15 protein-coding genes are annotated in these 13,874 nt (G+C 47.3%); 3 read left to right on the top strand and 12 right to left on the bottom strand.

Features of this window, described 5'->3' with window-relative positions; all coding sequences use genetic code 11:
* Window position 1 precedes the first annotated feature (1 nt).
* The 5 genes from L4C34_RS17960 to L4C34_RS17940 all read right to left on the bottom strand — a co-directional run bounded on the left by L4C34_RS17960 (window position 2) and on the right by L4C34_RS17940 (window position 3,453).
* The gene (locus L4C34_RS17960) at window positions 2–613 is read right to left on the bottom strand and encodes an XTP/dITP diphosphatase (protein WP_428790709.1); all 612 of its coding nucleotides are present in this window, start codon (window positions 611–613) and stop codon (window positions 2–4) included.
* A gap of 46 nt (window positions 614–659) precedes the next feature.
* Complete coding sequence (locus L4C34_RS17955) at window positions 660–1,088, bottom strand: DUF4426 domain-containing protein (RefSeq protein ID WP_428790708.1); 429 nt, start codon at window positions 1,086–1,088, stop codon at window positions 660–662.
* A gap of 85 nt (window positions 1,089–1,173) precedes the next feature.
* Window positions 1,174–1,731, bottom strand: coding sequence for a YggT family protein (locus tag L4C34_RS17950; RefSeq protein ID WP_428790707.1), 558 nt, complete (start codon window positions 1,729–1,731; stop codon window positions 1,174–1,176).
* Between the two features lie 93 nt (window positions 1,732–1,824).
* A complete protein-coding gene (gene proC / locus L4C34_RS17945; protein WP_428790706.1) occupies window positions 1,825–2,643 on the bottom strand; it encodes a pyrroline-5-carboxylate reductase in 819 nt (272 codons plus the stop codon).
* A 102-nt stretch (window positions 2,644–2,745) separates the two neighbouring features.
* Window positions 2,746–3,453 (bottom strand): YggS family pyridoxal phosphate-dependent enzyme, encoded by a 708-nt coding sequence (locus L4C34_RS17940; protein WP_428790705.1) that lies wholly within the window; start codon window positions 3,451–3,453, stop codon window positions 2,746–2,748.
* A gap of 25 nt (window positions 3,454–3,478) precedes the next feature.
* Between L4C34_RS17940 and L4C34_RS17935 the strand changes: the two genes are divergently transcribed.
* Together L4C34_RS17935 and L4C34_RS17930 are read left to right on the top strand one after the other, a co-directional pair.
* Window positions 3,479–4,516 carry a type IV pilus twitching motility protein PilT gene (locus tag L4C34_RS17935; RefSeq protein ID WP_428790704.1) on the top strand — a complete coding sequence of 346 codons (1,038 nt, stop codon included), beginning with the start codon at window positions 3,479–3,481 and terminating at the stop codon, window positions 4,514–4,516.
* A complete protein-coding gene (locus L4C34_RS17930; RefSeq protein WP_428790703.1) occupies window positions 4,517–5,620 on the top strand; it encodes a PilT/PilU family type 4a pilus ATPase in 1,104 nt (367 codons plus the stop codon).
* Between the two features lie 67 nt (window positions 5,621–5,687).
* On the opposite strand, the gene ruvX is transcribed toward L4C34_RS17930, so the two are convergent.
* The 7 genes from ruvX to metK form a co-directional block, all read right to left on the bottom strand.
* Entirely contained in the window at window positions 5,688–6,110 is a 423-nt protein-coding gene (ruvX, locus tag L4C34_RS17925; RefSeq protein WP_428790702.1) for a Holliday junction resolvase RuvX, read from the bottom strand.
* Between the two features lie 76 nt (window positions 6,111–6,186).
* Window positions 6,187–6,750, bottom strand: coding sequence for a YqgE/AlgH family protein (locus tag L4C34_RS17920; protein ID WP_428790701.1), 564 nt, complete (start codon window positions 6,748–6,750; stop codon window positions 6,187–6,189).
* Between the two features lie 55 nt (window positions 6,751–6,805).
* The gene (gshB, locus tag L4C34_RS17915; RefSeq protein WP_428790700.1) at window positions 6,806–7,756 is read right to left on the bottom strand and encodes a glutathione synthase; all 951 of its coding nucleotides are present in this window, start codon (window positions 7,754–7,756) and stop codon (window positions 6,806–6,808) included.
* 12 nt (window positions 7,757–7,768) lie between these two features.
* Window positions 7,769–8,500, bottom strand: coding sequence for a 16S rRNA (uracil(1498)-N(3))-methyltransferase (gene rsmE, locus L4C34_RS17910; protein WP_428790699.1), 732 nt, complete (start codon window positions 8,498–8,500; stop codon window positions 7,769–7,771).
* A 67-nt stretch (window positions 8,501–8,567) separates the two neighbouring features.
* Window positions 8,568–9,065 (bottom strand): SprT family zinc-dependent metalloprotease, encoded by a 498-nt coding sequence (locus tag L4C34_RS17905; RefSeq protein ID WP_428790737.1) that lies wholly within the window; start codon window positions 9,063–9,065, stop codon window positions 8,568–8,570.
* An 84-nt stretch (window positions 9,066–9,149) separates the two neighbouring features.
* Window positions 9,150–9,959, bottom strand: a complete 810-nt coding sequence (locus L4C34_RS17900; protein ID WP_428790698.1) for a DUF2189 domain-containing protein — start codon at window positions 9,957–9,959, stop codon at window positions 9,150–9,152.
* A 286-nt stretch (window positions 9,960–10,245) separates the two neighbouring features.
* Entirely contained in the window at window positions 10,246–11,397 is a 1,152-nt protein-coding gene (gene metK, locus L4C34_RS17895; RefSeq protein WP_428790697.1) for a methionine adenosyltransferase, read from the bottom strand.
* Window positions 11,398–11,751: 354 nt separating this feature from the next.
* Between metK and tkt the strand changes: the two genes are divergently transcribed.
* The gene (gene tkt / locus L4C34_RS17890) at window positions 11,752–13,746 is read left to right on the top strand and encodes a transketolase (RefSeq protein WP_428790696.1); all 1,995 of its coding nucleotides are present in this window, start codon (window positions 11,752–11,754) and stop codon (window positions 13,744–13,746) included.
* The last annotated feature ends 128 nt before the right edge of the window (window positions 13,747–13,874 follow it).

The raw sequence follows: 13,874 nt of genomic DNA, 5'->3' as shown, positions 1-13,874 counted from the left end.
TTTATTGCCCGAGGAGCCAAGGAGAATCAGTCAACTGAGCAAACAATTGCTTCAACGCTTTGCCGCGATGCGATAGCTGTTTTTTCTGCGTAGGTGCAAGTTCGGCTGAAGCGCAGTCAGTTTCTGGTACATAAAAGACAGGGTCGTAGCCAAAGCCATTATCACCGCTTCGCGCCGTTAAAATACTGCCTTCCCATGAACCGTGGCAGACAATCGGCGTTGGATCGTTTGCATGGCGCATTAGCACCAACACACAGTGAAAGCGGGCGCTTCTTTGGGCTTGTGGGGCATCTTGCATCGCACCGAGAAGTTTGTTGAGGTTATCTGTGTCATTGGCGTCTTCGCCCGCGTAGCGCGCAGAATAGACTCCTGGAGCACCATCAAGAAAATCGACTTCTAAACCTGAATCATCGGCAATAGCTGGCAACCCAGTCTCTTGCGCAGCATGGCGAGCCTTAATAATGGCATTTTCGATGAAGGTTGTGCCTGTTTCGGCCACATCGGAGACCTTTAGCTCTTTTTGCGATACAACATCAAAGCCAAATTCTGCCAGCAGATCGGACATTTCTGCGACCTTGCCTTGGTTGCCTGTCGCCAATACGATTTTCGTCATGGTTTCACCTATCATTTACTTGGCTCCAGTGTATGAGGGCCAAGGGTTATTCTTCGACATAGAAAGTTTGGCTGAACTTTATAGCACCTGAGCCTTTTTCGCCAGCATCAATGTTGATGGTGAAACTGATATTTTCTTGGTTGCGGATGGGAAACTGCGCGAGGTAATACTGAGCCTCACCCTGTTTGATTGGCTTGAATGTGAGTGGAATGATTTTGCCTAGTAGTGTTTTTCCGCTCGCTTCTATATCAGCAGTGGTGGAAGGTTTACCCGCTTTCGCTCGGTTGAGCACGCTAATGTTCAAGATACCAGTGTAGCCATTACGAGTTAGGTGGTATTGCGATGCGGTTGCTGGGGTTAGGAAACTGGAATTGAAGGCAGAGTAATGCACTTCGAGATCTTTCATTGCTTGATATTGCTCAGCCCAAACGGGCGTTGACAACCAACCAAGCCAGAGTAACGCTATCCATTTCATACTCACACCTTTACGTTTCGGAATGTAAAAAGCCATCAAACGATGGCTTTAATTTCAACTGCTGAGCTTAAGTGTAGCGTCTTGACTACAGTTGCATCCAGACAGGCCCCACAAAGTTGCCAATCAAAATATTGAGAAATTGCAATGCGATAAATAGCACCAACACACTTAAATCTAAGCCACCCATCACAGGAATGACACGGCGAAGAGGCTCGAGCATAGGCTCTGTCAGTTGGTGGAAGACATGTTCGATAGCGCTACGGCCTTGGCTGACCCAGCTCAAAATAGCGCGAATGATTAGCACCCAGAACAATAGACCACCCGCCGCTTTGAGAAGTGCCAGTAAGCCAATGTAGGCAAAGAACACGCCAAAGGCTGCTTGGCCATTTGAAGCAATGAGCATAAGTACGACAAATTTCACCACACACAGCACATATGCGAATAAAAGAGTTGCTAAATCAATGCTGCCGATAGACGGAATAATACGTCGAAGTGGTTTTACTACGGGTTGGGTCGCTTTCACTATAAATTGAGAAAACGGGTTATAAAAATCAGCGCGGGCAGCTTGTAGCCACATGCGCAGGATCACCACCATAATGTAGAGATCAAAGAGAGTCGAAACCAAATAGCTAATGGCGTTCATAGTTAGGCCTTATGACTGAGTAAATCGATAATTCGGTTATTCGAGCAGCTGAGCATGGTGGCCAGTTACTCGTATGTCCTGAATCGGTATGGGTTAAAATAACGCTTCCATTTCTTCGGCTCGCTTCACGGCTGCCTGCATGGATTTTGCGACTATGTTAGCAAGTTGGTGCTCATTGAAAGTTTTGAGCGCCTCAGCGGTGGTACCACCTTTTGAGGTAACTTGAGTTCGCAGTGTCGCTAAATCGACATCTGGGTTTGCCACGACCATTTGCGCTGCGCCTAATGCGGCTTGTTGCACGAGCTCGCGCGCTGTTTGTTGGTCAAAGCCTTGTGCAACAGCTTCAGATTGCATCGCTTCCATAAAGAGGAAGAAATAAGCTGGCGCACTGCCCGCCGCCGCAATCACATTGTTAATTTCGCTTTCTTTGCTTACCCAGCAGGTTTTTCCAACGGCATCCATTAGGTAGCTGGCGTAATCACGATCGGTCGCCGTTACGTTCTCTGTGGCGAATAAGCCACTCATGCCTTGGCCAATCAGTGATGGTGTATTCGGCATCACACGCACCATTTGCAAGGTTTGGCCAAACATTTCATTCAGGCGCGCACATTGAATGCCTGCCGCAATGGAGATCACGAGTTTGCCACTCAAATCTAGCGATTGTAGCTGCTCGCCGAGTGTTGCCATGATCTGTGGTTTTACGGCCAACACGATAACGTCTGCCTCGGCACTCGCCTCTATATTATCGCAACTGGTGTGAATCGCGAATGAACGTTCTAGCTCATTGAGTTTGGCAGTGCTTGGATTGGTTGCCGTAATGTTGTTTGCTGGGTAACCGCTTGCGACTAAGCCTGCGATAATAGAGCGGGTCATGTTGCCCGCGCCTATAAAGGTTATCTTTCTGTTGTTCATCAATCTGGGTCCTGGTTTATCTTTCAACGTCGGTCATGGATTAATGGCCGCCGCCTGTGAATGATTGTTACAAAATGCGTGATGCGCTTTCTTATATCGTATTTATTGTGTGGGGTAATCGCGCGCGCCAAAAATTGCGGTGCCGATCCTTACCATAGTGCTGCCAGCTGCAATGGCTGCTTCCATATCGCCACTCATCCCCATCGATAAAGTATCGAGCTGAGGGTGCTGTGTTAGAAGTGTATTTTGCAGATCCGCCAGCTGCTTAAACGCATCAAACTGTTGTTGATAATCGCTGAGATTGGCAGGAATGGACATTAACCCCCTTAACGTGAGGTTGGGTAATGAAGAAATCAACTCTGCAAGTTCTAGCACCTCGGTGGGCGTTGCCCCCGACTTGGATGCCTCGCCACTGGTGTTGACTTGGATAAGCACTTGTATCGGGGCTAACCCTGCGGGTCTTTGTTGACTTAACCTTTGGGCTGTTTTGGCTCTATCTATGCTGTGTACCCAGTCGAAACTCTCGGCTATCGGCTTGGTTTTATTGGATTGTATAGGGCCAATGAAATGCCACTCCAGACTCAGATCTGAATGCAGTTCGGCGACTTTTTGGACTTTATCCACGCCTTCTTGGACATAGTTCTCACCAAAAGCGCGTTGCCCAGCATTCGCAGCATCGAGAATCGCTTCTAAAGGTTTTGTTTTACTTACCGCCAAAAGTTGCACCGAGTCAGGAGCTCGTCCACACTTTTGTTGAGCGTCGTGAATCAAGGCGGTGATATGTTCGATGTTTTGTTGAATACTACTCATGGCACACTTTTATTAGGGAAAATACATGGATATTGCTGAGTTATTGGATTTCAGTGTAAAGCATAATGCCTCAGATCTACACCTTTCCGCAGGGGTTTCTCCTATGGTGCGAATTGATGGCGAAGTGCGTAAGTTGAGCTTACCGGTCTTATCTCATGACGACGTGCATCGCTTGATTTTCGATATCATGAACGATCGGCAAAAAAGTGAATTTGAAGAACGGTTGGAAGTGGATTTCTCCTTTGAACTTCCTAGCGTTGGGCGTTTTAGGGTGAACACCTTTAATCAGGCGCGTGGGTGCAGCGCTGTTTTTCGTACCATTCCGATGGAAATCCCAAGCTTAGAGCAATTGCAAACGCCAGATATTTTCAGCGATATTAGTCAGTATGAAAGAGGGTTAGTGCTGGTGACTGGTCCAACGGGCTCTGGTAAATCGACTACGCTTGCGGCGATGGTGGATCACATTAACCGCAATCACAACAAACATATCCTCACTATCGAAGATCCGATTGAGTTTGTGCACAGCAATCAGAAGTGTTTGATTAACCAGCGTGAGGTACACCGTGACACCCACAGTTTTAGCAATGCCTTGCGTAGTGCTTTGCGAGAAGACCCCGACGTGATTTTGGTGGGTGAGTTGCGGGACCAAGAAACCATTAGCTTGGCGCTTACTGCGGCCGAAACAGGCCATTTGGTCTTTGGTACCCTGCACACCAGCTCAGCGGCTAAGACAATCGATAGGATCATTGATGTCTTTTCTGGTGCAGATAAGGGCATGGTACGCTCGATGTTGTCTGAATCTTTACGTGCCGTGATTGCACAAAAGCTGTTGAAAAGAGTGGGCGGTGGGCGGGTCGCTTGTCATGAAATTATGTTGGCGACCCCTGCGATTCGCAACTTGATCCGTGAAGACAAAATTGCCCAGATGTATAGCGTCATTCAGACTGGGGCGGCGCACGGCATGCAAACCATGGAACAAAATGCCAAACAGTTGGTGGCAAAAGGATTGCTGGATGTGCAAGAAGTACAACAAAAAATCGAAATCGACTCGGCGATGTTTTAGATGAAACTTGATCAATATTTAATGGTGATGAGTAGCAAGAGCGCGTCAGATTTGTACCTGACGGTCGGAAGAGCTGCCAGTTATCGCATTGATGGCCAAGTTAAGGGGCAAGGAGATGCTCTGGAAGAGCAACACGTTACGGCTTTGCTACAATCGATGCTCACCGCTGAGAAATGGCAGGCGTTTACACAGCAGCGTGAAGCTAACTTTGCCATTGTGCAGGGCGAGCAGCGCTTTCGGGTGAGCGCCTTTTATCAGCGTGAATACCCCGCTGCCGTGATCCGCCGAATTGAAACGAAAATTCCGACCTTTGAACAGCTGCAACTACCCGAGATTTTGTCTGAACTGGCATTGGCTAAACGAGGTTTAGTGCTGGTAGTAGGGGCGACGGGGGCGGGTAAATCGACGACTTTGGCCGCAATGGTTGGTCAGCGTAATCAAAAGACATCGGGGCACATCTTAACGGTGGAAGACCCCATCGAATTTGTTCACCAACACGATAACTGTATTGTCACTCAGCGTGAGGTTGGGCTCGATACCCACAGTTATGAATCAGCGCTTAAAAACTCACTACGGCAAGCGCCTGATATGATTTTGATTGGTGAAATTCGTAGTCGAGAAACGATGCAGTATGCGCTGAGCTTTGCCGATACGGGTCACTTGTGTTTAGCGACGCTGCACGCCAATAATGCCAATCAAGCCATTGAACGCATTTTGCACTTGGTGCCGAAAGATCGGCAAGAGCAGCTGTTATACGATTTATCGGTGAACCTGAAAGGCGTTGTCGGTCAGCAACTGTTACGTGACAGCGAAGGAAAGGGGCGTCACGGGGTGTTCGAGGTTTTACTCAATACACCAAGAGTCTCTGATCTCTTACGACGCGGCGAGTTGCAGGAACTGAAAGCGACCATGGCTAAATCTGAACATCATGGCATGATGACGTTCGACCAATCGCTATTTCAATTGGTGCAACAAGGTAAAATCAGCGAAGAAGATGCCTTGCACAGCGCCGATTCTGCTAACGACTTACGCTTATTGCTGAAAACGAGCCGCCATCATAGCGCGGGTGGCTCAATGGCGGATGTGAAAATTGATATGGACTGATTGTCGATTTAGAGGGGTAGGGTTAATTAGCTGAAGCTATTTAGGACACGTTATCGGTTTCGATAAACTAAGCCCATTGGTTTTCAAACCAACTTTCTAGTATAACTACGGCTGACTGACAGTCGACATTCCCTTTCGTTAGTGCTTTATAGCCGCCTCGTTCATACAGGGAAGAGCGAGCTTCAGTGGTGGATAAACGCTCATCATGCAATTCGACAGGCACGCCAAATCTACCGAATAATCTGTTGGCAAATTTTTTTGCTCTTGGGGTAATGCTTTCAAGCGCTTGACCGTGTAAGTCGCTAGGCAGGCCAACAACTATTAAGTCGGGCTGCCATTCTTTGATCTGCGCCTCGATGGTGTCCCAGTTCGGTATGCCATCATTGGCTTTAAAAGCTTTGAGCGGCGCTGCCGTACCCGTGATATCTTGACCGATGGCTGAGCCAATGCTCTTGGTGCCAAAGTCAAACGCCATAATCGTTTTCGGCATAAGGTGTCCAGTAGAGTAAATCGAAAAGGAAAGCTACAAGCCCCGATAGGGCTCATAGCTTGGTGTTGAATTAGAGCTATGCATGACCGATTTGCGTCGAGAGCTGAGCAGAATCAATACCTAAAATCTGCACCGCTTTTTGCCAGCGCTGGTGGATTGGGGTGTTGAAGATGACGTCTGGATCTGCCTGAATGGTCAGCCAAGAGTTTTCCGCCAATTCAGATTCTAGCTGACCAGCTTCCCAACCTGAATAGCCTAGCGCGACTATGTAGCAATCAGGTTCGGCTTCGGTTCCTAACACGCTCAAAATGTCTTTTGAGGTCGTCACGGAGATATCGTCGGTCATCTTTAAGCTAGATTCATACTCATCTTTGGGTTGGTGCAAGATAAAGCCTCGGTCTTCAGATACCGGCCCACCGTTAAGCACTGGCTTTTCTAGACTTTGCTTTAGCAGTTGTGGCTGAGTCGGCTCAATATCGACCCGTTTTAGCATGCCACCAACCGTAATATCAATCGGAGCGTTAATGATTAATCCCATGGCACCTTCTTCGTTGTGCTCACAAACGTAGATCACTCTTTGTTTGAAATAGGGATCTTTCATACCAGGCATTGCTACTAAGAAATGATTTGTGAGGTTCATAGTCACTCCAATCCCAAAAAATGTCAGGGCAGTACAACTTCGACTGCCAATGGCTTTAAGCCTTCTTTAGACGACGTTCAATCGCGTCCATTAATTTTCCAGTGATTGAGATGTCAAATGCCGCTTCTATTTCTCTAATGCATGTCGGGCTGGTGACATTTATCTCAGTCAGCTTATCGCCAATAACGTCAAGGCCTACAAAAATCAAGCCTTTCTCTTTTAGTGTTGGAGCAACAGTGGCCGCTATTCTTTTGTCCGTTTCGCTCAATGGACGAGCTACTCCGGTTCCACCTGCGGCTAAATTACCTCGCGTTTCCCCTTTAGCAGGAATTCGCGCAAGGCAGTAAGGTATAACTTCTCCGTCCACAACCAAAATACGCTTGTCGCCATTGCTGATATCTGGGACAAATGTTTGTGCCATGGCGTAGTTTTGTCCGTGATTAGTTAAGGTTTCAATAATCACAGATACATTTGGATCTTGCTCTTTCACTCGGAAGATTGATGCACCGCCCATGCCATCTAGTGGCTTTAGAATCACATCGCCGTGCTGTTCGCGAAAAGATTTAATCTTTTCTGCTTTGCGCGTAACTATGGTGGTCGGTGTTAACTCTGAGAACCACGCGGTAAAGAGTTTCTCGTTACAATCACGCAGGCTCTGAGGTTTGTTAACAATCAAAGTTCCTTGTTCTTCCGCTCGCTCCAATATGTAGGTTGCGTAAATATACTCAGTGTCGAACGGAGGATCCTTACGCATCAATACTGCATCAAGCTCTGACAATTCAATTGTCTGTTCGCTTTTGAATTGGTACCAAGCGTTAGCATCTTCCTTAAGCTCGACAATTTTTGTGTCGGCGATAGCCGTGCCTTGTTCTAAGTGTAGATCATCCATTTCCATATAGTGGATTTCGTAACCGCGACGCTGTGCTTCTAGCATCATAGCGAAGCTTGAATCTTTTTTGATGTTGATGGATGAGATAGGATCCATCACGATTCCAAGTTTAATCATCTTATTCTCCAGTTAACCAAGGTCGCCAAATCTGACTTGTAGGGCAGCAATTGCAGTAAGGGCGGCGGTTTCAGTTCTCAATACTCTAGGGCCCAGTAAGGTTTCTTTAAATTGATGTTCTCTCGACATGCTGATTTCTTCATCAGACAGGCCGCCTTCTGGACCTATTAATAAACGCACTCGGCTAACCGGCTCTGGCAAGGTATTGATCGAATACTCTGCTCTTGGGTGCAAGTTGAGTTTGAGCGCGTCAGTTTGTTCTGTGCACCACTCTTCGAGAGTCATCACGGGGCGAATCGTTGGCAGCAGATTGCGGCCGCTTTGCTCGCATGCAGCAATCGCGATTTTTTGCCATTGCTGTTGTTTTTTATCTAAACGCTTTTGATCCAGCTTCACGCCGCAGCGCTCTGAAATCAGAGGAGTAATGGTGTTGACCCCAAGCTCCACAGATTTTTGGATTGTGAATTCCATTTTTTCACCTCGCGACATCACTTGACCTAAGTGAAAGTGCAGAGGGGATTCGATACTTTTTTCTACGCGTTCAATGACTTCAACCAGCACGGACTTTTTTGATATTTCACGGATCTCGCAGGGAAACTCATCGCCTCGGCCGTCAAATAAGATAACGGCTTGCCCCTCTTTCATACGTAAAACGCGTGCCACGTGGTTGGCAGCTTCTTCGCTTAGTGATAGGGGGCCTAAACCGAGAATCGGTTCGGGGTGAAAAATTCGTGGCTTTCTCATGATGGTGTGGTTCTTTTACGCCTATAGGTATCCGTAACATGGGCTCTCGAAGGGGAAAATACAAGTATTAACTCAGCCTCTGCCCAGTAAATGTTAGTTGCTGGCCGCACTTCCTGCACGAGTAAAGAGTTTGTTGTCTTTGTACTCGGTTATGCCTTCGTATCGACAAAGGATGGCTTTGGCACGCACATTGATATTCAAACGCTTTTCCTTGTACAGAAGCAATCGAAAAAGAATGAGTGGTACTGGCAGGCAGAGAGAACACATTCTGCATGATGCCTTGCCACTCACTGCCATGCGGTCTGACTTTGCCATAGAGACGAACGGTAAGTAGGTGCGCGATTTCATGTGGTACAACTTCATTGATAAAGGCTTCTTCATTCTCTTGTAGCAGTATGGGGTTGAGTCGAATTTCGTTCAAAGTGAAATAGGCTTTACCTGCTGCCTTACCGCGTAATGCATAGCTAACTTTAGGTGCGGGAAACGACTGCTTGAAATACAGGCTTGCGGTCTTGATGCACTCAGCTACTTTCGTTGTGATTTTTTCAGCGAGTGCCGATGGGATAGTCATGAAGAAATCAAAAAAGTCCTTAGAAGTATGTCTAAGGACTTATACCATAATTTGACAGGTTACCGCAGCAACGGATGCCTAATGGTGCTTTTTATGGATCGTTTCATGGTAAGCATGCCAAGTGCCGTAGCCTAAAATTGGCATAGTAAACAGCATGCCAATGCCATAAGTGGCAAATCCTATCAAAATGCCACCACAGATAATAAAGGCCCAAACGACCATCGCGGGTATGTTTTGTTTTACGGCATTAAAGCTGGTAAACACTGCTGTCATGACATCCACGCGGCGCTCCATCATCAATGGCATTGAATAGGCGGAGAGAGTGAAAATAATCACAGCTAGCAGGGAGCCAATGGCTGAACCAATGAATAAAAACGGTAAAAAGTCTATTAGAGGCGCGCCTTGCACTGAGGGGTAGATGGCATGCAGAAGGGCGGCGATACGCATCCAAAAAATCATCGCCACCATTAATATGATCGCAAATGCCCACTGCGAGGTTGAATTTCTGCCAATGGCTTTCATCGAGTGAAGCAAAGTGGCATGGTGGCCTTTTTCTCGTTCCCAAGCAGCATCATACAAACCGAGAGCGAGGAACGGGCCAATTAGCATGTAAACGACTAAGCTTGGCATGACCACTAAATGGGTTCCTTGCCATTGCACTAAAAGTACAATGCCCACCGCCGCCGCTGCAAAACACAATCCGTAAAACGCGCTAATTAAGGGCATACGAATAAAGTCGTGTAAGCCAAGTGCTAACCAGTGAAAGGGAGCCGAAACACTCAGTGTGTTGCAAGGTATGGTTTTGGCATACTCATGATCGGGAATATGGTGTTGGTTATTGTCTTGTTCTTTATCTTCATCGTTTGAAGGGTTTCCCGTACGAGGCATGTCTCCTCCTTTCCTAGCGGTGTGCGGAGCGGTAATGGGCTAGCTTCAATCTAATCACAGAGTAAATACCGAGAAAATACGGTGGCTATTGGTTTCAGTGATGTCGTGTCACTAGGCATGGTGTGACTGTTGATTGTTTAACTTGTTACTGCTGATTTTTTAACTATTGGTGAAGAGTGTAGAAAACACAAATGACGAGTGGCTTTTTATATAAAAATAAAGCCTCTGATCACTCAGAGGCTTTATGGAAAGAGTTCAGCAAAATATGCTGTAATCTATCGAATGATTATAGACCGGCAAAATCACGCAATAGAGCGGCTTTGTCCGTTGCTTCCCAAGGGAACTCTTCACGACCGAAGTGGCCGTATGCAGCCGTTTTTTGGTAGATAGGCTGCAGTAAGTTGAGCATTTCTTGTAGGCCGTATGGACGTAGGTCGAAGTTTTGACGTACAGCGTTAATGATAACTTCATGTGGCACTTTCTCAGTACCAAAAGTTTCCACCATGATCGACGTTGGATCTGCAACACCAATCGCGTAAGAAAGTTGGATTTCACAACGTTCAGCAAGACCAGCAGCAACAATGTTTTTCGCTACGTAACGAGCCGCGTATGCAGCACTACGGTCAACTTTTGAAGGATCTTTACCAGAGAATGCGCCGCCACCGTGACGAGCTGCGCCACCGTAGGTATCAACAATGATCTTACGACCAGTTAGACCACAGTCACCCATAGGGCCACCGATAACAAAACGACCGGTTGGGTTAATGAAGTAGTTAGTGTCTTTGTTGATCCACTCGCTAGGCAGTACAGGTTTGATGATCTCTTCCATTACCGCTTCACGCAGATCCGGTGTTGAGATTGAATCACAATGCTGAGTTGAAAGAACCACAGCATCAATACCAACAATCTTACCTTGCTCGTATTGGAACGTTACCTGTGATTTTGCATCTGGGCGTAACCAAGGTAGGGTGCCATTCTTACGAACTTCAGCTTGCTTTTTAACTAAAAGATGCGAGTAAGTAATTGGAGCTGGCATTAGGATATCAGTTTCGTTGGTCGCGTAACCGAACATGATGCCTTGGTCACCCGCGCCTTGCTCTTTCGGGTCAGACTTATCAACACCTTGGTTGATGTCTGGTGATTGCTTACCGATGGTGTTCAAGATAGCGCAAGAATCCGCATCAAAGCCCATGTCTGAATGTACATAACCAATGTCACGAACGGTTTGACGTGTTAGCTCTTCGATATCAACCCAAGCAGAAGTGGTGATCTCACCACCGACCATGACCATGCCCGTTTTCACGTAAGTTTCACATGCCACGCGAGCTTTAGGATCTTGCTTTAAGATCGCATCAAGTACTGCATCTGAAATTTGGTCGGCAATTTTATCTGGGTGACCTTCTGAAACAGATTCAGAAGTAAACAAGTGCTTAGCCATAGTAGCTCCGTTGTCATTGGTTATAAACAAACTGCTTATAAGCGAATGGTTTATATGCGAATTAGTGATAAACGAGCGTTCAGTGGAGTTCTCGTTTCAATAAATAGTCTGTGTAGGGGTTTCTACATCTAGACGTCTATTCTAATTTTCACGGAGACAAATTCAAGCTTTTTTTCATTATTTGAGTGCCTCGCTCGATTAACCTTATCATTCAATTCGAGTTTACGGGCTTGGCTCAAAGAGCAGATTGTAACAGTAAAACGTTTGCACACTAGAGGTGGCTTTGCGACAATTGGCTCCGCTGTTTTTCAGCCCCACTTTGATTGACAATGTGTAACGCTATTAGGAGTAGACATGACTTCTCGCAAACATCTCGCAAATGCTATCCGTGCTCTCAGCATGGATGGCGTTCAACAAGCTAACTCTGGCCACCCTGGTGCGCCAATGGGTATGGCTGACATCGCTGAAGTTCTTTGGCGCTCGCACCTAAACCACAATCCGAGCAACCCAAACTGGGCTGATCGTGACCGTTTCGTCTTGTCTAACGGCCACGGCTCTATGCTGATCTACTCTTTGTTGCACCTTGCTGGTTACGAACTGCCGATTGAAGAGCTGAAAAACTTCCGTCAGTTGCACTCAAAAACGCCGGGTCACCCAGAATACGGCTACGCGCCGGGTATCGAGACCACTACAGGCCCACTTGGCCAAGGCATCACTAACGCTGTAGGCATGGCGATTGCTGAAAAATCTCTTGCGGCGCAATTTAACCAAGAAGGCCACGACATCGTGGATCACTTCACGTACGCCTTCATGGGTGACGGCTGTCTGATGGAAGGCATCTCACACGAAGCGTGTTCTCTTGCAGGCACATTAGGTCTAGGTAAGCTGATTGCATTCTGGGACGACAACGGCATTTCTATCGACGGTCACGTTGAAGGTTGGTTCTCTGACGATACTCCTAAGCGTTTTGAAGCGTACGGATGGCACGTTATTCCTGCCATTGACGGCCACAATGCCGAAGCAATTAATACAGCGATTGAAGCGGCGAAAGCCGACCCTCGCCCAACCCTAATTTGTACTAAGACTATCATTGGTTTTGGTTCACCAAACAAATCTGGCTCGCACGATTGTCACGGCGCACCACTCGGTGCAGAAGAAATCAAAGCAGCACGTGAATTCCTAGGTTGGGAACACGGTCCATTTGAAATCCCAGCAGACGTTTACGCCCAGTGGGATGCCAATGAAGCGGGTAAAGCGAAAGAATCAGCATGGGACGAGAAGTTTGCCGCTTACGCCTCTGCTTACCCAGAACTTGCTGCTGAATTTAAGCGCCGCGTAAACGGTGATTTGCCAGCTGAATGGGAAGAGAAAACTCAGCAAATCATCGCGGATTTGCAAGCAAACCCAGCCAACATAGCATCACGTAAAGCGTCACAAAATGCACTAGAAGCGTTTGGCAAAATGCTACCAGAATTCATGGGCGGCTCTGCTGACCTTGCGCCATCGAACTTGACGATGTGGTCTGGCTCTAAGTCTCTAACGGCTGAAGACGCATCGGGTAACTACCTTCATTACGGGGTACGTGAATTCGGCATGACGGCCATCATCAATGGTATTGCGCTACACGGCGGGTTTATTCCTTACGGCGCGACGTTCTTGATGTTCATGGAATACGCACGTAACGCCATGCGCATGGCAGCATTGATGCAAATACAAAACATCCAAGTCTACACACACGACTCTATCGGTCTGGGTGAAGATGGCCCAACGCACCAACCTGTGGAGCAAGTGGCTTCACTGCGCCTAACACCGAACATGAGCACATGGCGTCCATGTGACCAAGTTGAATCGGCCATGGCATGGAAACTCGCGATTGAGCGTAAAGATGGTCCAACCTCTCTTATCTTCTCTCGTCAAAATCTTGCACAGCAAGAACGTAGCCAAGAACAAGTGGCGAACATCGCGAAAGGTGGGTATATCTTAAAAGATTGTGCAGGCAAGCCTGAGCTTATCTTGATTGCGACCGGCTCTGAAGTTCAACTCGCTGTAGACGCTGCTGCTGAACTTACAGCAGCAGGCAAGCAGGTTCGCGTTGTCTCTATGCCAGCGACTGACTTATTCGAGAAACAAGAGGCTGCATACCGTGAAGCCGTTTTGCCATCAGACGTTACCGCTCGCATCGCAATCGAAGCAGGCATCGCTGACTACTGGTACAAATACGTCGGCCTAGAAGGTCGTGTTATTGGTATGACGACCTTCGGCGAATCTGCGCCAGCGGGTGAGCTATTCAAGCTGTTCGGCTTTACTGTTGAGAATATTGTCGATACTGCTAACGAGTTAACGGCGTAAGCTGTTGAGTGAATAGTGACTACTTACACCGAGCCTATTGCTCGGTGTTTTTTTATTGATTGAGTTATCGATAATGTCGGTGCGGCCGAGGTCGATATAAGTGAAATAACAATGACACGCTTGGGATT

The organism is Vibrio profundum (assembly GCF_050337555.1).
In the GTDB taxonomy this organism is placed as follows: Bacteria; Pseudomonadota; Gammaproteobacteria; order Enterobacterales; family Vibrionaceae; genus Vibrio; species Vibrio profundum.
Note: the sequence above shows the minus strand (reverse complement) of the source record. Positions and strands in the feature narration are given on the sequence as shown.